General features: G+C 59.7%; 22 protein-coding genes. 7 read left to right on the forward strand and 15 right to left on the reverse strand.

Features of this window, described 5'->3' with window-relative positions:
- Window positions 1–88: 88 nt before the first annotated feature.
- Both ilvB and CUJ84_RS09720 read right to left on the reverse strand, forming a co-directional pair.
- Window positions 89–1795, reverse strand: a complete 1707-nt coding sequence (ilvB, locus tag CUJ84_RS09715) for a biosynthetic-type acetolactate synthase large subunit (RefSeq protein WP_105006023.1) — start codon at window positions 1793–1795, stop codon at window positions 89–91.
- A 415-nt stretch (window positions 1796–2210) separates the two neighbouring features.
- Window positions 2211–3299 (reverse strand): LacI family DNA-binding transcriptional regulator, encoded by a 1089-nt coding sequence (locus tag CUJ84_RS09720; RefSeq protein WP_105006024.1) that lies wholly within the window; start codon window positions 3297–3299, stop codon window positions 2211–2213.
- Between the two features lie 349 nt (window positions 3300–3648).
- Here CUJ84_RS09720 and CUJ84_RS09725 point away from each other — a divergent pair, with 349 nt between their 5' ends.
- From CUJ84_RS09725 to CUJ84_RS09735, 3 genes are all read left to right on the forward strand, one after another.
- Window positions 3649–4611 carry a sugar-binding protein gene (locus CUJ84_RS09725; protein ID WP_012757474.1) on the forward strand — a complete coding sequence of 321 codons (963 nt, stop codon included), beginning with the start codon at window positions 3649–3651 and terminating at the stop codon, window positions 4609–4611.
- Between the two features lie 79 nt (window positions 4612–4690).
- Window positions 4691–6232 carry a sugar ABC transporter ATP-binding protein gene (locus tag CUJ84_RS09730; RefSeq protein WP_105008139.1) on the forward strand — a complete coding sequence of 514 codons (1542 nt, stop codon included), beginning with the start codon at window positions 4691–4693 and terminating at the stop codon, window positions 6230–6232.
- 42 nt (window positions 6233–6274) lie between these two features.
- On the forward strand, window positions 6275–7300 hold the full coding sequence (locus tag CUJ84_RS09735; RefSeq protein WP_105006025.1) for an ABC transporter permease: 1026 nt from the start codon (window positions 6275–6277) through the stop codon (window positions 7298–7300).
- A 293-nt stretch (window positions 7301–7593) separates the two neighbouring features.
- Here the strand turns inward: CUJ84_RS09735 and CUJ84_RS09740 are convergent, their stop codons facing one another.
- The 4 genes from CUJ84_RS09740 to CUJ84_RS09760 form a co-directional block, all read right to left on the reverse strand.
- On the reverse strand, window positions 7594–8595 hold the full coding sequence (locus CUJ84_RS09740; protein WP_105006026.1) for an IS30 family transposase: 1002 nt from the start codon (window positions 8593–8595) through the stop codon (window positions 7594–7596).
- A gap of 373 nt (window positions 8596–8968) precedes the next feature.
- A complete protein-coding gene (locus tag CUJ84_RS09750) occupies window positions 8969–11119 on the reverse strand; it encodes a mechanosensitive ion channel family protein (protein WP_105006028.1) in 2151 nt (716 codons plus the stop codon).
- A gap of 241 nt (window positions 11120–11360) precedes the next feature.
- On the reverse strand, window positions 11361–12671 hold the full coding sequence (locus CUJ84_RS09755; protein WP_105006029.1) for an epoxide hydrolase family protein: 1311 nt from the start codon (window positions 12669–12671) through the stop codon (window positions 11361–11363).
- A gap of 159 nt (window positions 12672–12830) precedes the next feature.
- Entirely contained in the window at window positions 12831–13274 is a 444-nt protein-coding gene (locus tag CUJ84_RS09760; protein WP_105006030.1) for a VOC family protein, read from the reverse strand.
- A 303-nt stretch (window positions 13275–13577) separates the two neighbouring features.
- On the opposite strand from CUJ84_RS09760, the gene CUJ84_RS09765 reads away from it, so the two are divergent.
- Window positions 13578–14525 (forward strand): alpha/beta fold hydrolase, encoded by a 948-nt coding sequence (locus tag CUJ84_RS09765; protein ID WP_105008140.1) that lies wholly within the window; start codon window positions 13578–13580, stop codon window positions 14523–14525.
- A gap of 7 nt (window positions 14526–14532) precedes the next feature.
- Here the strand turns inward: CUJ84_RS09765 and CUJ84_RS09770 are convergent, their stop codons facing one another.
- From CUJ84_RS09770 to CUJ84_RS09790, 5 genes are all read right to left on the reverse strand, one after another.
- Entirely contained in the window at window positions 14533–15423 is an 891-nt protein-coding gene (locus CUJ84_RS09770; protein ID WP_105006031.1) for a LysR family transcriptional regulator, read from the reverse strand.
- Between the two features lie 166 nt (window positions 15424–15589).
- Entirely contained in the window at window positions 15590–16282 is a 693-nt protein-coding gene (locus tag CUJ84_RS09775) for a DUF599 domain-containing protein (RefSeq protein WP_027684665.1), read from the reverse strand.
- 96 nt (window positions 16283–16378) lie between these two features.
- Window positions 16379–17350, reverse strand: a complete 972-nt coding sequence (locus tag CUJ84_RS09780; protein ID WP_105006032.1) for a biotin-dependent carboxyltransferase family protein — start codon at window positions 17348–17350, stop codon at window positions 16379–16381.
- Window positions 17338–18045: a 5-oxoprolinase subunit B family protein gene (locus tag CUJ84_RS09785; RefSeq protein ID WP_199788799.1), complete on the reverse strand. Its 708-nt coding sequence runs from the start codon at window positions 18043–18045 to the stop codon at window positions 17338–17340. The genes CUJ84_RS09780 and CUJ84_RS09785 overlap by 13 nt, the downstream gene beginning before the upstream one ends.
- 111 nt (window positions 18046–18156) lie before the next feature.
- Window positions 18157–18936, reverse strand: coding sequence for a LamB/YcsF family protein (locus CUJ84_RS09790; RefSeq protein ID WP_105006033.1), 780 nt, complete (start codon window positions 18934–18936; stop codon window positions 18157–18159).
- Window positions 18937–19303: 367 nt separating this feature from the next.
- Between CUJ84_RS09790 and CUJ84_RS09795 the strand changes: the two genes are divergently transcribed.
- The gene (locus tag CUJ84_RS09795; RefSeq protein WP_105006034.1) at window positions 19304–19828 is read left to right on the forward strand and encodes a PAS domain-containing protein; all 525 of its coding nucleotides are present in this window, start codon (window positions 19304–19306) and stop codon (window positions 19826–19828) included.
- 148 nt (window positions 19829–19976) lie between these two features.
- Here the strand turns inward: CUJ84_RS09795 and CUJ84_RS09800 are convergent, their stop codons facing one another.
- Entirely contained in the window at window positions 19977–20798 is an 822-nt protein-coding gene (locus tag CUJ84_RS09800) for a universal stress protein (protein WP_105006035.1), read from the reverse strand.
- Between the two features lie 314 nt (window positions 20799–21112).
- On the opposite strand from CUJ84_RS09800, the gene CUJ84_RS09805 reads away from it, so the two are divergent.
- Window positions 21113–22375, forward strand: coding sequence for an MgtC/SapB family protein (locus tag CUJ84_RS09805; RefSeq protein WP_105006036.1), 1263 nt, complete (start codon window positions 21113–21115; stop codon window positions 22373–22375).
- Window positions 22376–22432: 57 nt separating this feature from the next.
- Here the strand turns inward: CUJ84_RS09805 and CUJ84_RS09810 are convergent, their stop codons facing one another.
- Together CUJ84_RS09810 and CUJ84_RS09815 are read right to left on the reverse strand one after the other, a co-directional pair.
- On the reverse strand, window positions 22433–22810 hold the full coding sequence (locus tag CUJ84_RS09810; RefSeq protein WP_105006037.1) for a hypothetical protein: 378 nt from the start codon (window positions 22808–22810) through the stop codon (window positions 22433–22435).
- Window positions 22811–22876: 66 nt separating this feature from the next.
- Complete coding sequence (locus CUJ84_RS09815) at window positions 22877–23554, reverse strand: hypothetical protein (RefSeq protein WP_105006038.1); 678 nt, start codon at window positions 23552–23554, stop codon at window positions 22877–22879.
- 273 nt (window positions 23555–23827) lie between these two features.
- On the opposite strand from CUJ84_RS09815, the gene CUJ84_RS09820 reads away from it, so the two are divergent.
- Window positions 23828–24436 (forward strand): TerC family protein, encoded by a 609-nt coding sequence (locus CUJ84_RS09820; protein WP_105006039.1) that lies wholly within the window; start codon window positions 23828–23830, stop codon window positions 24434–24436.
- A 36-nt stretch (window positions 24437–24472) separates the two neighbouring features.
- Here CUJ84_RS09820 and CUJ84_RS09825 read toward each other — a convergent pair whose 3' ends face one another.
- Entirely contained in the window at window positions 24473–25297 is an 825-nt protein-coding gene (locus CUJ84_RS09825) for an MBL fold metallo-hydrolase (protein WP_105006040.1), read from the reverse strand.
- Window positions 25298–25301: the final 4 nt, after the last annotated feature.

Below are 25301 nucleotides of genomic sequence, written 5' to 3' on the forward strand. Positions count from 1 at the left end.
TCTGGCGACAGCTTTGGCAGCTTGAGAACGGTGATCTGCGGGCTGCAGGACCGCACGGCTTGCTTTTGGTGTGTTCGATCATCGGCCGTCACTGCGGATGGGCGTCGGCGAGCCTCGCAACCCGGCAGTGAAGGAGCACCGGCCGGTCCGCGTCGATCATCTCCTCGATCCTGGCATCGAGTTCGCTCGGGCTCTCGCAGTGAAGGCCGACAGCGCCATAGGCTTCGGCAAGCTTGGTGAAATCGGGCAGCGAAGCCGAATAAGAGCGCGATCGACCACTGCCATCCGGTACTTGACCCCATTCTCGCGTCATGCCCGGATGCTCGTCGCTCAACATGAAGATCTTGATCGGCGCTTGATGCTGTATCGCCGTCGACAGCTCTTTCATCGTCGTTTGCACCGAAGCGTCGCCGGCAATGCCGATGACAAGGCGGCCGGGATTTGCGATCTGCGCCCCCAGCGCGGCAGGAAGACCGAAGCCCATCGTCCCCAATCCCCCTGAGGTAATCCAGCGATTGGGTTTGTCGAAACCGAAGAACTGCGCCACCCACATCTGCTGACCGATCTCCGTGGCGATGATGGGGTCGTGCGGCTTTGTCAGCGCATGCAGGCGCTCCAGGGCATGTTGCGGCATGATTGCATGGTCCAGCCGTTCGTAGGAAAACGAATGGCGGGCTCGCCAATGATCGATCTGCGTCCACCACGCCCGCAATCGCTTCTGGTCGGGCATAGTGGAGAGCGACCGCCAGGCATGGATCATATCCGCCAGCACATGCGCGGCGTCGGCCTGAATGCCGATGTCGACGAGAATGCGTTTGTTGATCGACGACGCATCGATATCGATCTGGATCTTCTTCGAGCGAGGCGAAAACTCCTGGGCACGCGAGGTCGCAAGGTCGTCAAACCGCGCGCCGATGGCGATCATCAGGTCGCAATCGCCAATTGCCATATTGGCTTCATGCGATCCGTCCTGTCCGGCAACGCGCAGCCAGTTCGGCCCGGTGGCGGGGTAGGCTCCAAGTCCCATGACGGTGGAGGTGACGGGAAAGCCAGTGAGGTCGGCGAGTTCGCGCAGCAATCGCGACGCCTCCGGTCCCGAATTGATGACGCCGCCGCCGGTATAGATGATGGGCCGTCGGGCTTCGGCCATCAATGCGACCGCCGCCCGGATCGCGTTCTGATCGCCTTGCATTGCGGGCTGGTAGCTCGGCAGGGGAGATACCTTTTCAGGTGCAACGTAGGTGCCGCTGGCGAAGAGCACGTCCTTCGGCATGTCGACGAGAACAGGGCCGGGTCGACCCGCCGCCGCAATCCGGAAAGCCAGATGGATCGTTTTGGCCAGATCGTCGATGTGGTTGACCAGGAAATTGTGCTTTGTGCAGGGGCGGGTGATGCCGACCGTATCGCATTCCTGAAAAGCGTCCGTGCCGATCAGATTTGTCGGCACCTGACCGGAGAGGCAGACGATCGGAACGGAGTCCATAAGGGCATTCTGCAGCGCCGTGACCGCATTTGTAACGCCCGGTCCCGATGTCACCAGCATGACGCCAACTCGTCCCGTCGAGCGGGCATAGCCTTCGGCTGCGTGTCCGGCGCCTTGCTCGTGGCGCACCAGGAAATGTTTGATGTCCTCTTGTTGGAAGATTTCGTCATAAATCGGCAGCACCGCTGCGCCGGGATAACCGAAAATGTGTTCGACACCGTTGTCGCGCAGCGCTTGCAGAACGATCTCGCCGCCGTTCATGCGACGATCAGAGGGGTTGTTTAGAGAAGAGTTGGCTGTCTCGCCGGTCATATCTGGGTTCCGTCGTGAGTGAGGTGATCGGTGCGACGGGGCATAAAAAAAGGCCCCGTCAGGGACCTGTTTTCGGCGCATGGGTGGCTATTGCCGGACGATCAGACCGTCCTGCCCATGCGCGATATCACCACTACGAGAACCATTGCGATTTTCATGGCCGATAGAGCTAGCTCCAAATCTACACGTCGTCAACGTTGCCTCTGCGTAGATTGTATCTGTGGTTGAGAATATTTGAGATCGGTTGGGTAGCCAGCGACGAGGCAAGGGCAGGGGGCAACCCGTTCGCAACCTATCGACAAGGCAAACTCTGCCCGTACGATCGCACTAAGCGATTTCGACCACGTCTTCCGGTGCGCCCCGATCAGGGTTTCCGAGCTAGCCGCCGGCGTCGGTCCCGGCGCGAACCCAAGTTCTATGAAGAGGTATGTGCGCCATCCAGGATCTGCCGCGCCTCGGCCCGCGGCGCGGCGACGGAATGACGCTTGACGAGCGAGCATTCGAGCTTCGCAATGGGATAGCGCTTGCCGGGCACACTTTCCGGGTTGAGATGTTCGATCGCCCATTGCCCCATGGCAAGATGCGGAAGGACCGAAGTCGTCAGCGGAGGGACGAGATGTCGTGAAATTTCTTCGTCGTCATAGCCCACCACCGACATGTCCTGGGGAATGCGAAGCCCTGCATCCTTGAGCGCCTCGTAGCACCCGATGGCAGTGCGGTCGTTCTGGCAGAAGATCGCGGTGGGCGGCTCTTTCAGAGCAAGCAGTTTCATCGTGGCGGCATAGCCGGCACCGGCCGACCAGTCGCCTTCAATGACCAATTCCGGATCGAAGGGTATATCGGCGGTCGCCAGCGCGCGGCGATATCCCGTCAGCCGGTCCTGCGCAGCCTGCATCCAGATTTCGCCGGTGATCGTCGCGATACGATGGTGTCCATGCATGATCAGATGCCGGGTGGAACTCTGCCCTCCCGCGATCTCGCTCGGCACCACGGCGGGAAAGGCATGGTCCGCCGTATAACAGTTCAGCAGGACCGTCGGGATGTTAAGCTTGCAGACATAGGAAGGAAGCTCCACCTGGCGGGTATAGATCGTCATATAAATGAGCGCCGATATGCCTCCGCTCGTCAACGCCTCGATTGCCTTCGGCTCCATGACGGGATCACTGAGCGTCTGGGCTACCAAAAGGACATTGCCGGCGTTCCAGGAGGCTTGCCGCGCGCCTTCGATCGCAACGATCGCTTCCGGGCTGGTGGCGAGTTGATCCACGGCGAAACCGATGACGTTGTCCAGTCCGGAATAAGAGGCCTTCGTCGTATAGGTCTTCTCCATGTAGCCGAGCGCGCGCGCCGCCTCCCATACACGATCGCGCGTCTGCTGTGAGATACGGGTGCCGGGCGTGTTGTTGAGGACGAAGGAGACGGCCGCCTGCGAGCAGCCAGCCGCCGCGGCGATGTCCATCATCGTCACGCGCGCAGGCTTATTTTGGGTCTTGGGTTTTCGCATTCGTGGAAACTGTCTCTCTCGGGATAATAGGGTAGGGTGGATTGATCGTCGTTTCTGATAATTAATATTAGCATCTATCTGAAAGCGCTGGCAATTGCATGAATTACTGCAACACTATCAGTTATTGGCCATTGCCAGTACAAAATTGCCATCCTGGCCACTGCGTGATGAAATGTTTTGATCTGCATTGATAATACTATTTACTAATTAAATTTCTTGTATACCGTCAGGGAGCGATCGGAACCTATGCCACTCGTCGCTTTGCGACGGCCCTAGGAGGGGGCGCGCATCCGGCCGGCCGTAAATCGGAAACGGGCCCGTGCAACTGCGGCCCCTCGGGAGGTGTATTATGAAACAGCTGAAACGCAATGCAGCCTTGTTCTTCGCCGGGTTGATGCTGAGCGCGGCGCCGATTGCCGTATCGCATGCTGCCGACAAACCGACACTTGCATTTGTCGTCAACGGCGCATCCGACTTCTGGAAAGCCGCAGAAGCGGGCGTGAAGAAGGCGCAGGGCGAGATGCCAGACTACCAGATGGAGCTGAAGTACCCTGAGCAGGCATCTGTCGCCGTTCAGCAACGGCTTATGGAAGACTTGGTCAGTGCCGGCGTCAAGGGGGTCATGGTCTCGGCGGTCGATCCCAAGACCCAGACGGACGGCTTGAACAAGATCGGCTCGCAGACTGCTCTCTTCACGACCGATAGTGACGCGCCGCAGACCAACCGCGTCGCCTATATCGGCTCATCGAATATCGACGCCGGCATGCAGGCCGCCGAAATCGCCAAGAAAGCGATGCCGGACGGCGGCAAATGCATCGGCTTCGTCGGCCTGCTCGGCGCCGACAATGCCAAAGAACGCATTCAGGGCATGAAGGACGGCCTGAAGGGCACGAAGATCGAGCTGACAGATGTACGCGGCGACGATATCGACCAGACGCGCGCAAAGAAGAACGTCGAGGACGCGCTGGTGGCCAGCCCCGACGTCACCTGCATGGTCGGCTTCTACTCCTACAATACGCCGCGCATCTATGAGGCGCTGCGCGACGCCGGCAAACTCGGCCAGATCACCGTCGTCGGCTTTGATGACGATCCGATCACGCTCGGCGGCGTCAAGGAAGGCACGATCGCCGCGACCGTCGTGCAGCAGCCGTTCGAATGGGCCTATCAGGGCATGAAGCTGATGGCGGCCTATCTCAAGGGCGACAAATCAGGCGTTCCCAGCAACGGCTTGATCATCATCCCGACGGTAATCATCGGCAAGGATGACGTTGACAAATATGCCGCCAGCCTCAAGGCCATGTCTGGAAAATAGCCCTCCTTCGCGGCGGCAGCACTTGCCGCCGCCGCGAAAGACGTCTCATGCCGACAGCATCAGCAGCCATGGACAGGCGATGAACCACAGCTCCGACATCCCGTCACCGGACGCGCTTGCAACGCCGTTCCTTTCGCTTTCCGGCGTTGGCAAGACCTATCCAGGCGTCATTGCGCTTGAGGGCCTGTCGATCGACATCATGCCGGGCGAGGTCATCGGCCTCGTCGGCGAGAACGGGGCCGGAAAATCGACGCTGATGAAGATTCTTGGCGGCGTGATCGCCCCCGACCGAGGCACGATCCTGCTCGACGGCGCAGAGCTTCGTTTCCTCACTGTGGAATCGAGCATCGCATCCGGCATCGCCTTTGTGCACCAAGAACTCAATCTCTTTGAGAATCTCGACGTTGCCGCCAATATCTTCCTGGGCCGCGAACCGCTGAAGGCGGGGCCTTTCAAGCTCGTCGATCGCGATCGGCTGCGAGACATGGTGAAGCCGCTTTTGAAGCGGGTAGGGGCTCATTTTTCCACCGACACACCCGTAGCATCGCTTTCCCTTGCCGAGCAGCAGATGGTGGAAATCGCCAAGGCGCTGTCCATCAACGCTAGGCTCGTCATCTTCGACGAACCCACGTCCAGCCTGCCGCTGGCCGAAACCGAGCGGCTCCTGAGCATTATCAAATCGCTGAAAGCAGATGGCATCAGCGTAATTTTCATCTCGCATCGCCTCCACGAGGTCGAGCGCGTCGCGGACCGGGTCGTAGTCCTGCGCGACGGCACGCTTGTGGGCACGCTCGCCAAGAAAGACATCGGCCACGACCAGATGGTCAAGCTGATGATCGGACGGGTGCTTGCTGCCCGGACCGCAAAACCGCAGCGCTCGCCCGGCTCGGTTGCGCTGAAGGCAAGCGGCGTGCGCACCGAGGCCTATCCCGGCCGTCCGGTTGATCTGGAAATCCGGTATGGAGAAATCATGGGGCTTGCAGGGCTCGTTGGGTCGGGCCGCACAGAGCTTGCAAAAGTACTCTTCGGCATCGACCGAAGCTATGGCGGAGCCATTCTGCAGGATGGGCGGCAAATTGCGGTCAGGTCTGCCCGGGACGCCGTCGCTCGTGGCATTTTCCTGGTGCCGGAGGATCGCAAGCGCAACGGCATTCTTCTTGATCTCCCGATCGCCCAGAACATAACCCTTGCCGATCTCCCCAAGCTTTCCAGCCGCTTCATGCTCTCCGCTGAGCGGGAGAGGGCGGCGGCCGAAAAGCAGCGCGTTCGCCTTGGTATCAAGGCGCCCTCCGTTTCGACGCGAACCGGCACTTTGTCCGGCGGCAACCAGCAGAAGGTGGTGCTTGCCAAATGGTTGTCGATGAGCCCGAGGGTGATGATCTTCGACGAGCCGACGCGCGGCATCGATATCGGCGCGAAGAACGAGATCTACGGCCTGATGCGAGCGCTTGCCGATGCCGGAGTGGCGATCCTGATGATCTCCAGCGACATGGAAGAGGTGATCGGCGTTTCTGACCGCATCGCCGTCATGCATGAGGGCCAGATCGCCGGCATATTGGAAGAGGACGAAATCAGCCAGGAAAGCGTCCTTTTGCTTGCTGTCGGCAAAAGGGTAAAATAGCGGCTGCGGCCAATATAAATAAGTATCGGGGATGGATCTCGAATGATCAAAAAAGATCTCGGACTGCTGCTTTTGATCGTCGTCGTCGGCATCGTCGTCGCCATCATCAATCCGCGCTTCCTGCTGCCGATCAACCTGGCCAACACTGCCAACCTGATCGGCCTGTTCGGCATCCTGTCGATCGGCCAAGCCTTTGTCATCATTACCGGCGGTATCGAGCTTTCCGTGGGCTCGCTCGTAGCACTTCTCGGCGTGCTCTTCGTCGATTTCATCGCGGTCCAGGATATGTCATGGATGCTGGCGCTGCCGTTCATTCTCGCGCTCGGCGCGGTTATAGGTGCCGTCCACGGCTGGCTGATCACCCGGCTCAACCTGCAGCCCTTCGTCGTCACCCTCTGCGGCCTCCTGATTTATCGTGGGGCAGCACGCTTCTATACGGCCGACGGAACGGCGGGCTTTGCTTTCGGCCAAAATTTCCCCGACCTCGAATTCCTGACCGCTGGGCGGTTTTACGGCGTTCCCAACACCTTCATCGCACTCGTCATCATTGCCGTGGTCATGTGGATCATGCTGCATCGCTCTGTCTTCGGGCGTTATCTTTACGCGATCGGGAAGAACGAGGAGGCGGCCCGCTATTCCGGTATCCGTACCGGCCGCATGGTCATGTCGGCCTATGTCATCTGCGGGCTGCTTACGGCACTTTCGGCGATTTATTTTGCCATGTACACGCGCTCGATCTCGCCGGCGAGCCATGGCCAGTTCTACGAACTCTACGCGATTGCCGCTGCCGTACTCGGCGGTTTTTCGCTCCGCGGCGGCGAGGGGTCGATCGTCGGCGTCGTGCTGGGAACGGTCCTGCTCCAGGAGTTGCAGAATCTCGTGAATCTACTGGGTATACCCTCGTCGTTGAATTTCGCTGTCATGGGGGGCGTGATCCTCATCGGCGTCCTGATCGACCAACAATGGCACGCGATCCGCGCAAAGCGCCGCCTTGTCTTTGCCGCCCGGCAGACCGAAACCCGTCTTTCGAACGAAGGCAGTTTGCCAGTCGTTGCCAATCAGGACTAGGTCAGTGGATGTGGGGCGGCCACGCGTATCGTGACCTTGCCCCGTTGAAATAATCCGTTTCAGGAGGGCAGCATTCAGCCAGCTTCCGCTGAACTCACGGAAGAACGTTAGGCTATACCGTCCACGTTTCTGGGCGATAACCTCGACATTGACGCCGGCCGTCCGCCAGCGAGCGATCTTGCGGCGTTCAGACCCGGGGAGTGTGACATTCTAACTTTGCAGAAACAGGACACTTCAACTTTGCGGTGGAGAATCTACGCCAAGTGCAACATGGGCGTGTGAAGGGTAGGGGATTAGCCGCATTCACGCAAATGCGCCATGAAGACCTCCGCCGGTGTTTTGTAGCCCAAGCACTTTCTTGGGAGCGAATTCAGGTGATGGGCGAGGTCGACGAGCTGCTGCTGAGCGACGTTGGACAAATCCGTATCGCCTGGCATGAAGCGTCGAATGCGCTTGTTGGTGTTCTCGACAGCGCCTTTTTGCCAGGGCGAATTGGGATCGCAGAACCAGCTTCTGGCGCCGATCCCATCTTCCAAAGCCCTAAAGCCGCGAAACTCGGTACCGCGGTCGAAGGTGAAACTCTGGCGGGCGAAGGCCGGCAAAGGTGCGAACGCATCGATGATCTTGTCAATGATTGGCCGCGAGTGCCGGCTGCGGTTCTTGATCATCACGGTATAGCGGCTCTTGCGCTCGACGAGCGAGGTGACGTTGGTCTCTCCGAGTTCACGCCGGAAGATCAGGAGATCGCCCTCCCAATGCCCGAACTGTGATCGATCATCAATAAAATCAGGGCGTTGGGAGATTCTGCAGTCAAGCGGGATCAAGCCGTCGCGTGACTTGCGTGCGCCGCGGCGCCGGCGCCTGCGACGTCGTTCCGGCAGGTGCTGATACAGCCCGAGCGGATAGTCTTCCTTGCAATAGATGAAGCGATAGATCGTTTCCGGGCAAATACGGACGGGGCTGACGCCATCTGCGAGAAGCCGGCCAGCGATCTGCTCGGGTGACCAACGCGCCTTCAGCCGGTCGATGACGAGGTCGCGCAGATGCGGATGGCGTCTGAGTTTGCGCAACCGTCGTCGGCGCTCCTTGCTCATGTCGTTGGCGATACCGCTGTAATAGCCGCTATATTCCGGAAAGTCGTGATCCTGGAACGTATTGCGCTTAAGCTCGCGATAGATCGTCGAGCGATGACGGCCGAGCTGGTGGGCAATCTCCGAGACGGGAACCTTGCGTTCTCTGAGGTGAAATAGGCGTCTGCGGTCAGGCAAGGTGAGCTGCGAATAGCAAAGGGACATGCATATATCTCCAAGGCGAAGCCATTGTTTTTATAAGCATGTCGCACTTGGAAATAGAATGTACCCCGCTACATGCATGTATCGCATAAGATAGATTATGGAACAAGAAGATGCCGTTTAATTACAATGGCATACCTTCGTCATCCATCTCATGGGCCCACTCTTTTAAGATCGGCCGCTCGAATTTGCGTCTTGACGATCCAGCACATCGACGAGTTCACCTGCGGACGTGCCCTCATGGAACAGCTGATCCCAGCCAACAGACTCTTTCGAAACCTGTGTCTCGGACGACGAGCGCTTGGCGAAAACGTCCGGGTCGAATGTGTTGCCTTGACGGGATCCGCCGAAAAGCTCGCCTGTCCGTTCACCGTTGCTATTCCTCAAGTGTCGAGATGACTTTCGATGGTCTTTGCAGCTCCGAGGCGGCTGCAGTTGCCGCGGCATCGGCGGGACCGCCGGAAACATGAACCGTCGGCGTTGCAAACTGGATGCCTTTTTCCGCGAATGTCTTCTTGAGCATGGCGAGCGCCTTTCGGCGAACGCCGAACTGTTCGCCGGGTTTCGTCATGAACTTCAGCCGAATCTGCACGCCGTAGTCCGCCATCTGCTCGATCCCTTGCATTTTCAAAGGCTCGATGATGTTAGGCCCGAGTTCGGCATCCTCCAGAAGCTCAACGCCGATGCGCTTGATGGTCTTGCGGACCTCCTCAAGATCGCTGTCATAGTTCAGGGTGAGCGTAATGATATCGATGACCCAGTCACGGCTGAGGTTTTGCACCGCGCCGAGTTCACCGAAGGGAACGATGGTGACCGGACCGCGATGGTGTCTTAAGCGGATCGATCGCAGCGAGAAACCTTCGACCGTCCCTTTATATTTTGCCGCCTGGATGTATTCGCCGATGCGAAAGGCATCGTCGAACAGATAGAAGACGCCGGAGATGATGTCCTTGACGAGTGTTTGGGCACCGAAGCCGACGGCTATGCCGACGACACCAGCGCCCGCCAGCAGCGGTCCGATCTGAATGCCAACGGCATCCAGGATCATCAGGAAGCCGACGGCGCCGATCGCCAGGAACAGTACATTGCGAAGAATGGGAAGGAGGGTATTCAACCGCTGACGCCGGCGCGCGTCGGGTCCCTCCTGATGTCCCGCCTGCACGCTTCGCGACGCCATCGCCATCTGACTGTCGATCAGAGTGCTTGCGAGCTTCCAGATAACATCGGTCACCAGCAGCACGATAACGATGCGGATTCCTGCGCGGATCAAACGCGTGGTCACCGTTTCGGCCGCGGCAAGATCACTGAGATTGACATTCCACGCACGGGCAATGAGCAGCGCAGCGACCACGATGAGGCCGTTGCGCAGCGTTTGCATGATGACAACGGACCATCCAACGATGGCCGGATCATCGACCGCCTGCCCCTCCCCGGATTGAATAATGCGGCGAATGATATCATGAGCCACCGAAACGGTAAGCGGCAGAAGCGTGATGACGACTACTGTCCAGAATGCCCCGCGGAGACCGGAAACCCATAACAGCCACGATAGCAGGATGCTCGCGCTGAAGCCGACACAGACCAGCCGGCTCACGGGCGGCCCGTCGGAACGAAAGTGCCGCAGCCAGATCATAACGATCAAAGCGATTGAAACGACACCAAGCCATGCTGCGGTAAAGAGATCGGCCAAGATGGGTGAAGCCCGGATCGTCCCGATCACTTCGATGGTGGCCCAGCCAGCCGCCAGCACTGCGACGATTCCGAGGAGCCAGTAGTACCAGAACCAGGCAAGCGAGGTGACAAGCGTCAGAAGCCGCATATGCGGCAGGCGGGCGCCTGGCGCGATGACAATACGGCCCACGAGCACACCAAGGCGCACCATGAGCGCGGCCGATAGTAGGATGAGCGCGATATCGCGAAACACGGCAGGCCATGGAAAGAGGATAAACGCGCCGAGACTTCCAATCAGGTAACCGACCAACGCGAGAAGACCCATTGAAAGCCGGGCGGCGTGGAGCTTGATCCGTTGCCGGACGGTGCCGGCGGGCGCATTCAGCACAAAATGGAGCAGCCCTCGCCCCGACCACCAGGCAAGGCGCTGCGCAACGAACCCGCCTGCGACGAAGAGTATGACCGCCAAGATCAGGCCGACAGGTTCGATACGATCATCCGTTTGGAAGACCTGGATCGCCGATTGGATCTGCCCGGGAAGGGTCGGAACGGCATCGACGAGTGTGAGCAACCTCTGGCGCAAATCCTGTAGCGACGTGGCAATCGACGTCGGTGCCGCCTCTTGCGAGACTGCTACCGGCTGCGCCGTTTCCTGATTGCCGGGGACGATCCGATCGACCAGCGCTCGTCCGGAATCATCATTCGGCAATTCGATAATAACCCGGATCGGCGCAGAGGAATTGGTCGGCTCAGCCGCCGAGGCGGGGTTTGCACTCGCGAGCAGAAGCGTTGAAAATACCACCGTCAGGAATGCGCACACTCTGCGGAGGGGATGACGGTCGTCGTTGATGCGCATGTAGCCGTGGTCCCCACGACGGTGTCGTCGCTTTTGCTGGGTTGGTCGAAACTTCGGACTTTGTGAAGCGTTGCACGACCAACGTCAATCGACGAACCGGTCTTGGGGACGCTGACTGCGAACCAAAGGCCAGGCGGCGCTAGAGCATTTCCGTTTTTCTTCGAATCACGGAAATGCTCTATCTCTTTGTTTTCACGCAATTCCGGACGCAAAACCGCTACGCACTTTTGCTGGAATTGCTCTAAGACCGCAAGCTTCTGAAGGCCTCCCTGATCTCCTGACTGAAGAGTTCTGGCTCCTCCCAGGCGGCGAAGTGACCGCCTTTGGAGGCGCGATTGTAGTAGATGAGTGTCGGATAGGCCTTCGACAGCCAGTGCCTTGGCGGCTTGTAGACCTCGCCGGGGAACACTGTGACCGCGACCGGTACTTTGACGGCCGTGAGCTTGGCGCCCGACATGACGTTTTCCCAATAGATCCGACCACTCGAGGGGCCGGTGTTCGTCAGCCAATACAGTGTGATGTTGTCGAGGATCGCATCCTTGCCAAGAGCCTGTTCGGGATCGCCGCGTGTATACACCCAGTCGGCGATCTTGTCGTAAAGCCAGGCGGCGAGGCCGACTGGAGAATCCGCAATACCGTAGCCGACCGTCTCCGGCCGTGTACTCATGATCGCTGCGTAGCCGAAGCCGTTGTTGAGGAAGTCCCGGGCCTCGTCGAAGACGACCTTCTCATCCTGAGACAAGCTATCCGGAGCCGGCCCTCCATTTTTGAGAGCCTGCGCTGCGTCCGCTGGAAACGTCGTGGCACGCTCGACCCTGTTGACGTGGATCGCGAGTAGCCCATCGGGCGCCTGGCGACCCAAAGCGTCGCTGATGATCGCGCCCCAGTCGCCGCCTTGCGAGACATAGCGATCATAGTTCAGTCGCTTCATCAGCACGTGCCAGGCAGCCGCTATCCGCTGGGGGTTCCAACCTGTTGCTGGTGGTTTCCCGGAGAAACCGAATCCTGGAATCGAAGGGATCACCAGATGGAAGGCATCATCAGCCCTGCCGCCATGCGCCGTCGGATCCGTGAGCGGCCCGATGACATTAAGCAGCTCGAAGACCGAACCTGGCCAGCCGTGAGTCATGATCAGCGGCAGCGCGTTTTCATGACGGGAGCGGACATGGATGAAATGGATGTCCAGTCCATCGATATTGGTGAGAAACTGCGGAAAACTGTTCAGCCTGCTCTCTGCCTTCCGCCAGTCATAGAACGACTGCCAGTAGCGCACCAGCTCCTTCAGCCTGTCGGGCTGCACGCCCTGCGAACGATCCATGACGGTTTCGCCGTCGGGCCACCGGGTCTCGTCAAGCCGCCGCCTGAGATCTGTAAGCGCCGCGTCGGAGATATCGGCCTTGAACGGTCGGATTTCCCCGGAGGCGGTGACGACGACATCAGCGGCGTCGGACACGCGTCGAAGAAGAACGGCGGATATGCCGGCCGCCGCACTGCCCACCAGCAGCGAGCGTCGCGATAGATCCCCGCGTTTCAAGGAGTTCAGCAGCGCCATGATACGTGTCCTTTCATGACCTCGGCGGCGGCGCTCTGGATCGACAGAAGGCTTGCGGCCAGAGCTGATATAATGAGGTGGTTCAATGTCACGACACTATCCTTCCTGGGGTGCTGGGGAGGGAACCGATGGCCCTGCCCCGCCTCAATGCCGAAAACGTCAGGCCGCGTCCGCGCCGGAACGAAAGATCAGAAACTTGTTGCCTTCGGGATCTCGAAAATAGGCACAGTAAGGACCCGTGCCGTTCTCGCCACGTGGACCAGGAGCCCCTTCGTCCGAGCCACCTGCTGCCAATGCCGTTGCATGGGCTTCGTCGACCTTGGAACGGGACGGAGCTTCGAAAGCAATCATTCCACCGTTGCCGACGGTGGCAGGGCGGCCATCGAACGGCTTGATGATGCCGAATTCGAGCGTGCGATGACCGTAGTAGATGGCTCGGTTGGGCTGGACGAGGACTCGTCCGATCCCGAACACGGCCAGAAGCTTGTCGTAGAATACCGACGCGGCATCCAGATCATTCGTGCCGACAGTGGCGTGGCCCGGGAGGCTGCGGACCTTGTCGGGGGCGGCCGCAACTTGTCTGCTTTGGGTAATGTCGTTCATATCAGTTCTTCCTTATATTGTCGCGGCCGACGCTCTGCCTTCCGCACACAAACGCCAACGAGCTGTCTCAAATCGGCGGCTGGTGGATATTTGGGCGGGTCGACGGCCGACCGGCACCTTGGGAAATTGAGAGGCACCCTCTCGTTCAGCTGTCAGTCTTGGGCAGCCGGGTTGCAGCGCTGCCGCCGTAGAGAGGGTTCCTCTCACTTTCTCCGGCTACTGCGAGCTGACGCCATGCTCAATTATGTCAGCAGACAGCCGGCTTTTGGGCTTTGGCTGACCGCCGTTCAGAAAGGACATCCTATGTCTAAGGACAAAACCGTAAATGCTACATCAGTCGCGGCAACTCCCGCTTCCCACTCGTCCAAAGCCTTCGCTTCTACGCAAGCCGCGCACGACGCCGTCGGCTTCATCGAGATCGACGAAGTCCTGACGCTGAGGAGGATGGCTGTCAGCGCGCGCGCGCCAAAAGGCACCGTGCTTCTCCTGCATGGGTTTCCGGAAACACTGACGGTGTGGAACGACGTCGCGACAACGCTTGCTCACGACTACGACATCCATGCCTTCGATTGGCCAGGCTACGGGCAGTCGTCGCGCCCGGCCTCGGAACGGTTTTCCTATGCGCCGAGGGCGTACGCCCAGGTGTTGAAGGCCTATATCGAACGGGCAGGCATCGATCGGTCGAAGCTCGTGATCTACGCGACTGACATCGGTGCCCTCCCCGTCCTGCTGCTTGCTCTCGACGAGCCGACGATCGCCAGGCAGATCATCGTCGGAGACTTCGCGCCGTTCGACCGGCCGCAATATATGTGGGAGAACCTGCAGAACCTCAAAGCCGAGCCGACCGCCTCGCCGACCCGTGCCTACATGAACAAGACGAGCGACGAGATCCTCCAGAACGTGCACAGGCGCGGCCTCTCTCCCGCTGAACAATTCGATCTGCCGGTTGACGTCCAGCAGGACATGACCCGTTCGTGGAGCCTTGACGGGATGACTTCAGCGGATGCCTTCGCCCATTACTACGCAAATTTCACCGGCGATCAGCATTATCTTGAGGCCAACCTCACCCGGCTGAAGACGCCCGTGAAGGTGATCTGGGGTGAGAAGGACATCTACATCGCAAGGGAGATGGGCATCGAGTTCGCCGGCAAGATCGGTGCAAAAGTCGATATCCTCTCAGGTATCGGCCACTTCCCGCATCTTCAGAATTCGAAACAAACGGTTGAAGAGATCAGCGCATCATTCAGATAATGTTTGATTATCTTCGTGATAACGCGCGCAGCCGCGGCAATGACCAGTCGACGAAAGCCCGTACCTTCAAGGCGAGAAGCCCCTGTCGTGCATAGACGATATGAATGGGCTGTGGTGGCCCGTCGAAATCGCTAAGGATGGGGACGAGCGCGCCAGATGCCAGCTCGTCGGGAACCTGATAATCGAACAGCCGCGCGATCCCCGCCCCGCCGATGGCCGCCGCAACACAGTTCGCCGCCGTATTCACCTCCAGCCGGTTGCGGGGCACCGCCTCAATCGGCGTGCCGTCGACGTCGAAGGTCCAGAAGAATGTCCGCTTGTTGAAGATGATCCCGTCGCGATCGATGAGATCGCCGGGACGCTCCGGCATGCCATGCCGCTCGAGATAGGCAGGGCTCGCGCAGGTCATCAGGCGGAATTCCCCGACCTTGGCGGCATGGAGCGAGCTGTCGGCGAGCTCGCCGAGACGGATCGCGATATCCACCTGCTCGGACACGAGATCGACCGTGCGGTCGAGCGACAATAGGTTCAGCGATACCTCGGGATATTTGTCCATGAAGCTCAGAGCAACGGGCAGCACGTAGCGGCTCCCGTATTCGATCGGCATCGTGATCGCCAGCACGCCTCTGGGCGTCTGGTATTCCCCGGACGCCCTTCGTTCGGCCTCCTCCAGATCCGCCATGATCTTTCGGGCGGCGTCGACATAGTCGCGCCCCGCGTCGGTGAGCTGAAGATTGCGGCTGGTGCGAACGATGAGGTTCGCCCCAAGATGGCGTTCAAGTTCGGCCACCTTGCGACTGACGCTGGGTAAAGGCGCGTTGAGCTTCCTGCTGCCGGCAGAGATGCTTCCGGCGTCGACGACGGCCAGCAACATGCGCATCGCTTCGAGACGATCCATCGTACACCGCCAATAAGATATCGCTTCTGTTCAGCCCAACTTAAGGCTCGGCTTTAGAACAAGATGATTTTAGGCCGGGTCGGCCTAAAATCTGAATCCTGTTCTACATTATAGAGTTAGAGCATGATGTCGTCCGAAAACCGCTCACACTTTTCGGCATCATGCTCTAGTCAAGCAGCTTCCGTATGGCCATCATCCCCTTTGCAGCATCCGACCATGATTGACGCCAGATCAACACGCCGACGCTGAGGATGGTCGCAACAGCGAAGGGGATTGGCCCGAGGAACCAGAAGGCGGCTGCGAAGGTGAAGTAGTAAGACCGGACACCGACGCTGAACGATCGAAGAGCCGGGTTCAAAACCAGGGTCAGGGCATTCGTCCAGCCGCCGATGTCCCTCTCCTCATCCCGGGATGGGCTCGCCCCGATCGCCGCCAGGCAATAGTTGATCTGCCGGACCGCCCAGATGAAATCGGATAGTCCCCGCAGCAGCGTGGCCATGATCAGGAGGACCTTGCACTGGAAAAACCACGCCGGATCCTGGGCCGCAAACATCGCGATCAGGCCCCCACCCGATCCATAGTTCGGCTCCATGAACAAGGCGCCGCTGAGCCCGACGATGACGATGAGATTGGCGGAGCCGAAGAAGGATGCTGAATTGATCGTGTGCCCGAGGATCGCGGCGTCGCCGATGAAATTGTTGTCTCGCGTCAGCACCTCCCGCATCCAGGCGGCGCGAACGCGCACCATATCAACGGAAAGGCTATCGTTCCTTCTCGGCCACCCCGCAGCCATCAAAGGCTCGACCGCCACCCAGACGAGAAGGAAGAAAACGATCGCCGCGACATTCAGAAAATCCATGGTGCCCCCGAATTCTATCTGGATTTTCTGAACACTACTTCGAGCTAACGGCAGCTCCAAGCGTCTATCGCCGCCCTGCCCTTCAGATCGACACGCCTATATAAGGGCGTTCCATGGTCCGTCGCGGACCGCCGCGAGGTAACGGGACAAAGTCGCAGCCCGAAGCCGAATGTGCTCGATCGCCTGTTGTGGTGTCACGGCCAGGAAACCGACGTGGTCGCGTGGGCGTAGCTGGACGAAGGCGTCCAGATCCGAATCCACCACCGTTGCGATCTTGGGATAGCCTCCGGTCGTCTGGTGGTCGGCCAGCAGAATAGTGGCGACGCCGTCTCCGGCCACCTGCACCGAGCCCCGCACGATCGCTTCCGACGGCATGTCCAGCGCGACGCTTGGCGCAAGCGAGGGACCCTGGAGGCGTACTCCCATGCGGTCATAGGCATCGCTCAGGCGGAAAGGCGATGAAAGGAAATTCGACAAGGTTTCTTTCGAGAAGAACCGATCCTGTGGACCGACCACCACACGCAGCTCGGATCGCGGTCTTGCGATGACCGGACATGTGATCGGACCATTTCGATCATCCCGCACGTCCGGATCAGCTATAGTGAGCGTCTGTCCGGCTGCAAGGCGCCCGCCGCCGAGGCCGGAGAGACTGTGGGTCGACATGCTGCCCAGCCAGGTCTTCGCCTCGATATGACCGGCGAAGGACAGATACGTCCAGCTTCCCCAGTGTCCCGGACGGATCGCCAGCCGTTCCCCGGCCCTCAACGTGGCGACCATCCATGCGCCGCGCTTGTCGCCGGCATGCTCTACGATGAAGCCTCCTCCGGCGACGGCGAATGTAACATCCCCCGACAGGCAGTCGAGAACCAGGCCGCCCATGGAGACTTCGATTGCCGGCTGACCGGCAGGATTGCCGACGGCGGCGTTGGTGGCTGCAAACGAGGTCCTGTCCATCGGACCGGAGGCCGGAACGCCATACCGCATCAATCCGTGACGTCCTTCGTCCTGGACCGCGACGTGAGGACCCGCGAAGTTGACTGCAAGGACAGCTTCGCTCATGCGGGGCACCTCGCGTCGAATTCGGCCCTCGATATGCGGCGGAAACGCACCGCGTCGCCGACGTCGAAAAGGAACGGACGGTCGTTGGAAGCGGCGTCGAGGATCTTCGTCGGCGAGCGGCCGATGATCCACCAGCCGGTCGGCATGGCGAGCGTGCTCACCAGGCACTGCGGACCGGCGATCAGCACGCTTCCAGCGGCGATGCCGCGAACAGGCGCCGGCTTCCTCGGCTGTTGAATGGCTTTGGGCACGCCTGCAAGGTAAGCGTAGCCGGGAGCGAAGCCGTACATGAAGACGCTGTAGTCGCCGGAGAGATGGGCGGATATAACGTCTTCCGGCGACAATCCGCTTGCCTCGGCGACGGCGGCAAGATCGGGCGCGAGATCAGGATCGTAGCAGACTTCGACTTCGCGCATTGCTCCAATCGTCTCTGGAACCTTAGCCCCCAGACGCTCAGCAATGGCCGCCTCCGTCGTGCGGTGATCGGCCACGAGCGGATCGAAGCATACGAGAATGCTTGCATAGGCCGGAACGGCTTCGACGAATCCTGGAAAGGGTGCCGCCTTCAAGGCGGCGTCCAGCTTGACGACCCGATCGTGGATCCGTCTATCGATGGTCGTGCCGAATTCAACGAGCACCGCGTGCCCGCCCACCGGGCGGTAGTTCGGAACGATGCCGGACGATGCGGACGGGTCCTGTGACAAATCAGTCGGCACCTTCGATCAGAATGAAGCCCGCATCCGCGGCGCCTGCCCGAAGCGCCTTGGCTTCCGGATCGGTGACGGCAGCCTGGGCGATAAGATAGCCTTTGGCCATCACCTGTTTTCCTTTGTCGGTTGGAGGAATGGTGCCACCTCGATGCCTGCCTTTTGCAATTCCCTGCGCACGTGGACGGCCATGGCGAGCGCTCCCGGGCTGTCCCCGTGAACGCAGATTGAGTGCGCATCGAGAGGGATCGGAACGCCGTCTACCGTCGGCATGAGGCCGCTGGACAGGTACCCGATCAATCTCGATGCCGCCTGTGCGGGATCATCGATCATCGCTCCCGGTAAGTTGCGCGGAACGAGCCGACCCGTGGAGAGGTAGCCGCGGTCGGCAAAAATCTCGCTGAAGACGGTCATCCCGGCATCGAGGGCCGCATGCTCCAGCTCTGTCCCGGAGATCGCCAGTATGGCAAGTTCCGGCGAGACCGCTCGGGTTGCGCGGATGATGGCGTCGGCGACCGGCCGTTCGTCGGCCGCCCAATTGGCGAGTGCGCCGTGTGGTTTGATGTAACGGACTCGGGCGCCTGCCAGAGCCGCAGCTCCCATCAGCGCTCCTGTTTGCGTCGCGACAAGCTGCTCCACCTCCCGGATGCTCAAGGGGATCAGGCGTCGTCCGAAGCCCTCGCGATCTGCAAAGCCCGGATGGGCTCCTACGACGACACCTCGCTCGCTTGCGAGCGCAAGCGTCTCCACCATGGTCGCCGGATCTCCGGCATGGCCGCCACATGCGATGTTCGCACTGGTGACGACGTCAAGGATCGCCTTGTCGTCGCCCATGCGCCAAGGTCCAAATGCCTCCCCCAGATCAGAATTGAGATCGATTTTCGTCATGATTTCCGTCAACCCTTCGCACCGGTCTTGTCAGCTTCGTCGCCTTCTGGAGCGTCGAAGCCGAGGTGGAGCACACCTTCGCCATACGCGTCAAGAAAACGACGCTGCTGGCTGCGCGTGGCGAGCTTGTGTGGCGGTCTCGGGCCGCCTTTCGCGCGGAGCTTCGGTGGCAAGCTTACCATTCATCCGGCACAGATCGAACCCATCAAGCGTGGGTTCCTGCCAAGCAAGGAATGCTTAAATCGATTCCGATTTGAGGAATTATGCAGTAAGATCGGCGGCGAAATGGTCGAGCGCGTCGTATTCTCTCAAGAGCCGGGGTGACGTGATCGACCGGCAGCAATGGCGCGCAGACTGGGGATGCGGAATGAACCTTGTCGACAGAGCTTTCGGAACGTCCGAATTTTCTTTTGCCGAAGAGCCTGGCATTTTCACCTGGGAGTTGGCGACCGACAAGGTTTATGCGGATTCGGCGCTGGCAAACCTCTTTGGGCTTGATCCGGAACAGACCCTCACGGGGCTGCCGGTCATACGATACCTCGACCGGATTCACCCGGACGACAAGCCGTCTGTGGCCAAGGCGATTTCAGAATCGGTGATCACAGGAAATCCATATCGCTGTGACTATCGGGTATTGGACCGAAGCGGGCAAATAGTAGCCGTGGCTGCCTTTGGTCGGTGTTTCAGGGATGAAGCCGGAAACCCGTCGCAATATGCGGGCATCGTCTACCCGACGAATGATCACGTCCAGCAAGACCAATTAACTGCTCACTGCAGCGAGGCACTGAAAATTGCGCGGTCATCCGGCCTGCAGGCGACGGCCGATGCGCTTGAAGCGATTCTCAAAGAGCTTGCCAAGCCGATGCCTTCAGACACCGTGCAGGTTCATTGATTCCTTCCCAAGTGTTAGTTGTCGCATCAGACTTTCGGTGATGGCAACGATCTGTGCGAGCCGTTGATACTTGACACCCGCAGAGGGCGCTCTTCTCCGGGCAGTGATCGATGTTACGGTCATCGGCAACGCGCCGCGCGCACCGCAGTTAGTGGCAAAGGACAGTGGGCATTTCGAGGCGTGTCAACAGGGACCGTGTGATCCCTCCCAAGATGAATTCGCGCAGCCGCGAATGGCCGTATGCGCCGGCGACCAGCAAATCTGCCTTGCGTTCCAGGGCTGCACCTTGAATGACGCTGGCTGACGAGTCTCCCTTCGCCTGCACGGCTGCGATTTCGACGGCAAGACCAGCCTTCCGAAGCGCAGCCGCAAGGTGATCTCGACTGCGCTCGTCAATCTGCTTGTCATCGGTGACGGAAATCAGCACGACACGCGAAACCCGTTCAAGCAAGAACCTGGCGCCCGCCAGTGCCCGCGCGACAGTGGCTCCTCCATCCCAGGCGACGGCAACAGCATCGATCCGGCTGCAGAAATTGTCTGTGGGAAAAAGCAGGAGCGGTCGACCGCTTTCAAACAGCACGCTCTCGATCAGCGGTCTCATCAGTTCAGATGCTTCCAAAATGGAAAGATCGTATGCGCGCGACAGCTCGGCAAGAGTTTGTGCGACAAACGGCTGCCTGACATCGAATGGCTGGATCTCGACCTCGACCTCGGCTTTTTTCGCATAATCACGGAGCGTCTGCCCGAGAACGGTTCCATTGTCTTTACTCAATCGCTCCGCCTCCGCACGCATTTTGTCGACGTCAAGGAGTGATGGAAATCGCGGCTGAACGGGTTCGATCCTGATCTGCGGTATACTTGCCGTCAAACCGGCCTTTTGGTGAAGGGAAACATCGACAGCATTCTGAAGGAGCGAGAAGGAGCTTGCGTCTGGATAGGTGGCCAGCGGTAAATGGAATTGCGCTTTCATGGCTGAAGTCCTCCCAATGGTTGGAGGTATCATAGCGTAAAGGCGTCTCCCGCGCTTTGATGAAGATCAAGGTCGTTCCACCGCGAAAGCGCGACCGTGATATTGAACGTCCTCATGAGGAAGGAAGCGGAATTCATAGGGCGAAGCGGCAAAGATCTATGCTAAGCGATGAAGTGCGATCAGCGATTGAATATCAGCACTTCGCGGAGCAGACCCGTCCGGACGCCGCCGGGCAGCAGCTTGCGGATGAACAGCAGTGGCATATACGGCGCAGCTGCCTTCGATGAATCGGCCGGCGCGCCTGGACCCATCGGATGATGACATCATTGGTGACGACAGAAGCATTCCAGCGCCTCAGTCTGGCACTTGCAATCGGCATTCTTGTCGGTATTGAGCGCGGCTGGCAGGATCGTGAGGCTGCTCCAGGCAAAAGAGTAGCCGGTATCCGCACCTATGGCCTGTCAAGTTTCCTCGGCGGCTTCTGCGGTTTTCTGCAGCCTCTGACAGGGCCGATTCTGCCGACAGCTATCTTTATATTCTTTTGCATCACCGTTCTCCTCTTCAGCCTCATGCAGGCGGCACAAGAAGAGGATTACAGCGCCACCGGCACCATTGCGGCCCTGGCGGTTTTTGCGTTGGGCTTTGGCGCGGTCGTGGCGGATATGACGGTAACGGCCGCAAGCGCTGTGGCCATAACGGCCCTTCTTGCAGCGCGGGAGCCGTTGCATGGATTTCTTCGCCGTTTGACCTGGCTTGAACTCAGGGCCGCTCTGATCCTTTTGACGATGACCATCGTCATCCTCCCTATCCTTCCCAATAGGCCGATTGATCCTTGGCAGACAATCAATCCTTTCGAGCTTTGGATGATGACAATCCTGGTGGGAACCGTTTCCTTTACCGGTTATATCCTCATCAGGCTGAGCGGCGCCCGCGCCGGAATACTGCTGACGGGGGCCAGCGGTGGCATCGTTTCCTCGACGGCCTTGACGCTTTCCTTCGCCCGTCAGTCGAAGCAGATGCCTGGCCTCTCGCCACTCCTCTCAGCGGGAGCAATGCTGGCGGGAGCCGTTTCTCTCGCCCGCGTGCTTTTGATTTGCGGCGTTATAGCACCGGCAGTTTTCAGGGAGCTTGCTCCATCACTCGCTCCGGCTGCTGCCACCCTCGCCATAGCAGGCGGCTTCGCCGCATTGCTGCAACGTCCGGATGACGGCACCGATTTTTCACCCCGAAACCCGCTCGAGGTGATGGTCGTGCTGCGCTTCGCACTCCTTCTCGCCGTCGTGACAGTCCTGACGCGAATGACCTTGATCGGCTTTGGAACTCAGTCGTTGATCGCCCTTGCATTCATCACAGGACTGGGCGATCTCGATGCGATAACGCTTGCCGTTGCGAAACTGTCATCCGTCCAGGTGCCTGCAGACGCGGCCGCTCGAGCCATAGCGGTCGCCGCTTTCGCCAATCTTCTTGCGAAAGCCGTTCTTGCAGCAAGTACGGGGAGCATCGCTTATGCGGTTCGTTTTGCGATCGCAGGCGGTGTCGCGACCTTGGCCGGAATTGCCGGCTTGGTTTTGGCATGAGCGCATCGGTGCCTGGAACGATATTCGTCCGCATCAGGCAGTCACCATCAACGATCGTCACAGCGGTCTCGCCTCGGAGAAATGACCGGCAAATCCCGCAAGCATGGCCCCGAGCGGAAGACGCCGAACCAGTCTGGCTGCAATGAAGGTTGCGCCGATTGCCGCGGCAAGTTTCAGCCAGGGATAGTCGCCGAGCTGGACATGCGCGCTTGCGTCCACCGATGTGGCCTTGGCTTTCAACGCCGCTTCCGCATCCTCGCGCAGCACGCCTATGCGGGCATTCAGCAGTCTGACCTCATGCTGCAGGGCGTTCAGGCTCTCGTCGGCCTTTTCACGCGCGGTCTGCTCAGCGGCATCGGCAAAGGGCGGATCACCTTCCGCGATCAGTTCGTCGGGGTCAGGCGGAAGGCCGTGGCGGTTGATGGATGATTGCATGGACATGTCCTCGAATAGGTGAGCGAGAGGAAATAAGGCCCGGCATTGCGGCCGGGCCCCATAATATCAGTGGTCGCGCCGGAAACCCTGGCTCTGGTGAGATCCGCCCTGGGATTGGGTTTGGGACTGGCCTTGGGATTGGCGATTGGTTTCGTCCGGTGACGCGGTGCCGGGGTCGGGGAAGGTATAGGCACGCACCTTGGCGCTTCCATGCGTGGTGTCGCGCATTGCCACAGGGCGCGCATCGTCTAATGCACTCTCGGACACGGCGAGATCTTCCGACGATTTGCCGCCGGAGGGTTGGCCGGCAAACCCGGTATTGGATGCGCCTTGCTGCCTGTTTTCCAATGACCAGAGGTCGGCCCGCTCATCCATGTCGATGCTGCCCTCGTCGTCCAGAATATCGTGGACGGTCTCATAAAGCGCGTCATCGATATCATTGACCTGGACGAGGAAGCCGCCTCGCCGCAGCCCTTCTGCGTAGACCGCGCGATCCTCGTCGGGGAAAAAGAAGTCTGCCAAAGCGTCGAAGAAGCCGCTACGGTCGTCGCTCATCGCGCCGGCATTTTTTCCATCTGCCTCATATCCGGGCATCAGCCTTATTCTCGCAACCGGCACGCCCGCGTCTTCAAGGCGGGAGACGGCGGATTCGGCCTCCGATCGGCTGTCGAAGAATGAAGTAAGGCTGCTACCGCCTGTCGGGCCTGAGAAGGCCGGGTTGGTATCGTTGTAAATGCTGCCCATGGGACTCTCCTCTCGATGTCTGGATCCAGCCGCCAATGCGAAGTTGGCCGATATCTGGTTTCCTGACTTGAAGAACCGGTGGCTGAGTTGAATGTTCCAAGGGAATGGCAATGGGAATGACGATGCTCCGCCATGTCGCCCGCGGTTCCATAACGCTGCCGCCTGCCATCAGATACGCAAAGTCGCAAATTGCGCCGTTCGCGAAATCCCTCAGCGGTTGACGTCAAACCTTCGAGACGCTAGCACGGCTTTGACGCATTGGGGATAATTCATATGGACATGTTTACGGCAGCCGGTCTGACGGCTTTGCTGCAGGTCATCGCTATCGACCTCGTTCTCGCCGGCGACAACGCCGTGGTTATCGGTCTTGCCGCTGCCGGCCTCGAGGCCACGCAACGCCGCAAGGCGATTATCGTTGGCATTCTGGCCGCGACCGTTCTGCGTATTCTCTTTGCCAGTGTCGCGGTCTATCTGCTGGCAATCGTCGGCCTGCTGCTGGCCGGCGGCCTCCTGCTGCTCTGGGTCTGCTGGAAGATGTGGCGCGAGCTTCGCGCCGGCCATGGCGAGAACCACGAAGCCGCAGGTGCCGAAGGCGCGCCGAAAAAGACCTTCTTCCAGGCGGCGACCCAGATCGTCATCGCCGACGTTTCGATGTCGCTCGACAACGTTCTGGCCGTTGCCGGTGCTGCGCGCGAACATCCGAGCGTGCTGGTCATCGGTCTCGGCCTGTCGATCGCGCTGATGGGCATTGCCGCAAACCTGATCGCTCGGTTGCTCACCAACCATCGCTGGATCGCCTATGTCGGTCTGCTGATCATCCTCTATGTCTCGCTCGACATGATCCACCGCGGTGCCGTCGAGGTTCTGCCCTACATGCAGTGACCCTGCATGTCGTGACCGGGCATGCAGTAACGAGGCTCAGGCCTCGATCCTGACCTCGGTCTCGAAGCTCATCTGGTCATACGCCGGCACCACATGGTCCGGCGTCTCAGCCATCACCACGTCGTAGTCGAGCGGCGTGTGCATATGCGTGAGGATCGCCTGTTTCGGCTTCAGCCGGCCGATCCAGTCGAGCGACTGTTCCAGCGACAGATGGCTCGGATGGTAGGTATATTGCAGCGCGTCGATGATCAGCATGTCGAGATTTTGTAGCTTCTCGACGGTCTGCGGCGGGAAGTCGCTGATATCGCTGCAATAAGCCACATCGCCGATCCGGAAGCCGAGCGAGTGGATGTCGCCGTGCTGCTGGATATGCGGGTGGAAGGCGATCGTGCCTCCGGGGCCGCGGATTTCCAGGGGTTCGTCGAGGTTTTCGATGACGATCGGCAGCACGATCGGCGGATAATTGCTGCCCGGCGGCGTTTCCAGGCAATAGCCGAAGGCTTCCCGCAGCCTGTCCATCGTAAATTGGTCGGCAAAGATCGGCACCCGGCGGCGGGTATTGTGAAAATAGCCGCGCAGATCGTCGATGCCGTGAATATGATCGGCATGCGGATGGCTGTAGAGCACGGCGTCGACATGGTCGGCCCCTGCCCTGATCATCTGCTCGCGGAAATCCGGCCCGGTGTCGATGACGACGGTGGTCACCCCACCATCCGGTGCGAATTGCTGCACCATGAAGGCTGCGCGCGTGCGCCGGTTCTTCGGATTGTCGGGATTGCAGGCGCCCCAGTCGCCGGTGATGCGCGGCACGCCCGGTGACGACGAACAGCCGAGAATGGTGAAACGCCGCCGGTAGAGCACGCCG

Origin of the sequence: Rhizobium leguminosarum (genome assembly GCF_002953715.1) — a bacterium.
Lineage (GTDB): Bacteria > Pseudomonadota > Alphaproteobacteria > Rhizobiales > Rhizobiaceae > Rhizobium > Rhizobium leguminosarum_V.

Excerpts from the sequence above, each read along its gene's own strand:
- CUJ84_RS09800 (WP_105006035.1), bottom strand. The coding sequence starts at position 20,798 with ATGAAAGCGCAATTCCATTTACCGCTGGCCACCTATCCAGACGCAAGC.
- CUJ84_RS09730 (WP_105008139.1), top strand. The coding sequence starts at position 4,691 with ATGAACCACAGCTCCGACATCCCGTCACCGGACGCGCTTGCAACGCCG.
- ilvB (WP_105006023.1), bottom strand. The coding sequence starts at position 1,795 with ATGACCGGCGAGACAGCCAACTCTTCTCTAAACAACCCCTCTGATCGT.
- CUJ84_RS09815 (WP_105006038.1), bottom strand. The coding sequence starts at position 23,554 with ATGGGCAGCATTTACAACGATACCAACCCGGCCTTCTCAGGCCCGACA.
- CUJ84_RS09805 (WP_105006036.1), top strand. The coding sequence starts at position 21,113 with ATGATGACATCATTGGTGACGACAGAAGCATTCCAGCGCCTCAGTCTG.
- CUJ84_RS09740 (WP_105006026.1), bottom strand. The coding sequence starts at position 8,595 with ATGTCCCTTTGCTATTCGCAGCTCACCTTGCCTGACCGCAGACGCCTA.
- CUJ84_RS09735 (WP_105006025.1), top strand. The coding sequence starts at position 6,275 with ATGATCAAAAAAGATCTCGGACTGCTGCTTTTGATCGTCGTCGTCGGC.
- CUJ84_RS09810 (WP_105006037.1), bottom strand. The coding sequence starts at position 22,810 with ATGCAATCATCCATCAACCGCCACGGCCTTCCGCCTGACCCCGACGAA.
- CUJ84_RS09795 (WP_105006034.1), top strand. The coding sequence starts at position 19,304 with ATGAACCTTGTCGACAGAGCTTTCGGAACGTCCGAATTTTCTTTTGCC.
- CUJ84_RS09765 (WP_105008140.1), top strand. The coding sequence starts at position 13,578 with ATGTCTAAGGACAAAACCGTAAATGCTACATCAGTCGCGGCAACTCCC.
- CUJ84_RS09760 (WP_105006030.1), bottom strand. The coding sequence starts at position 13,274 with ATGAACGACATTACCCAAAGCAGACAAGTTGCGGCCGCCCCCGACAAG.
- CUJ84_RS09770 (WP_105006031.1), bottom strand. The coding sequence starts at position 15,423 with ATGGATCGTCTCGAAGCGATGCGCATGTTGCTGGCCGTCGTCGACGCC.
- CUJ84_RS09820 (WP_105006039.1), top strand. The coding sequence starts at position 23,828 with ATGGACATGTTTACGGCAGCCGGTCTGACGGCTTTGCTGCAGGTCATC.
- CUJ84_RS09720 (WP_105006024.1), bottom strand. The coding sequence starts at position 3,299 with ATGCGAAAACCCAAGACCCAAAATAAGCCTGCGCGCGTGACGATGATG.
- CUJ84_RS09790 (WP_105006033.1), bottom strand. The coding sequence starts at position 18,936 with ATGACGAAAATCGATCTCAATTCTGATCTGGGGGAGGCATTTGGACCT.
- CUJ84_RS09750 (WP_105006028.1), bottom strand. The coding sequence starts at position 11,119 with ATGCGCATCAACGACGACCGTCATCCCCTCCGCAGAGTGTGCGCATTC.
- CUJ84_RS09775 (WP_027684665.1), bottom strand. The coding sequence starts at position 16,282 with ATGGATTTTCTGAATGTCGCGGCGATCGTTTTCTTCCTTCTCGTCTGG.
- CUJ84_RS09755 (WP_105006029.1), bottom strand. The coding sequence starts at position 12,671 with ATGGCGCTGCTGAACTCCTTGAAACGCGGGGATCTATCGCGACGCTCG.
- CUJ84_RS09725 (WP_012757474.1), top strand. The coding sequence starts at position 3,649 with ATGAAACAGCTGAAACGCAATGCAGCCTTGTTCTTCGCCGGGTTGATG.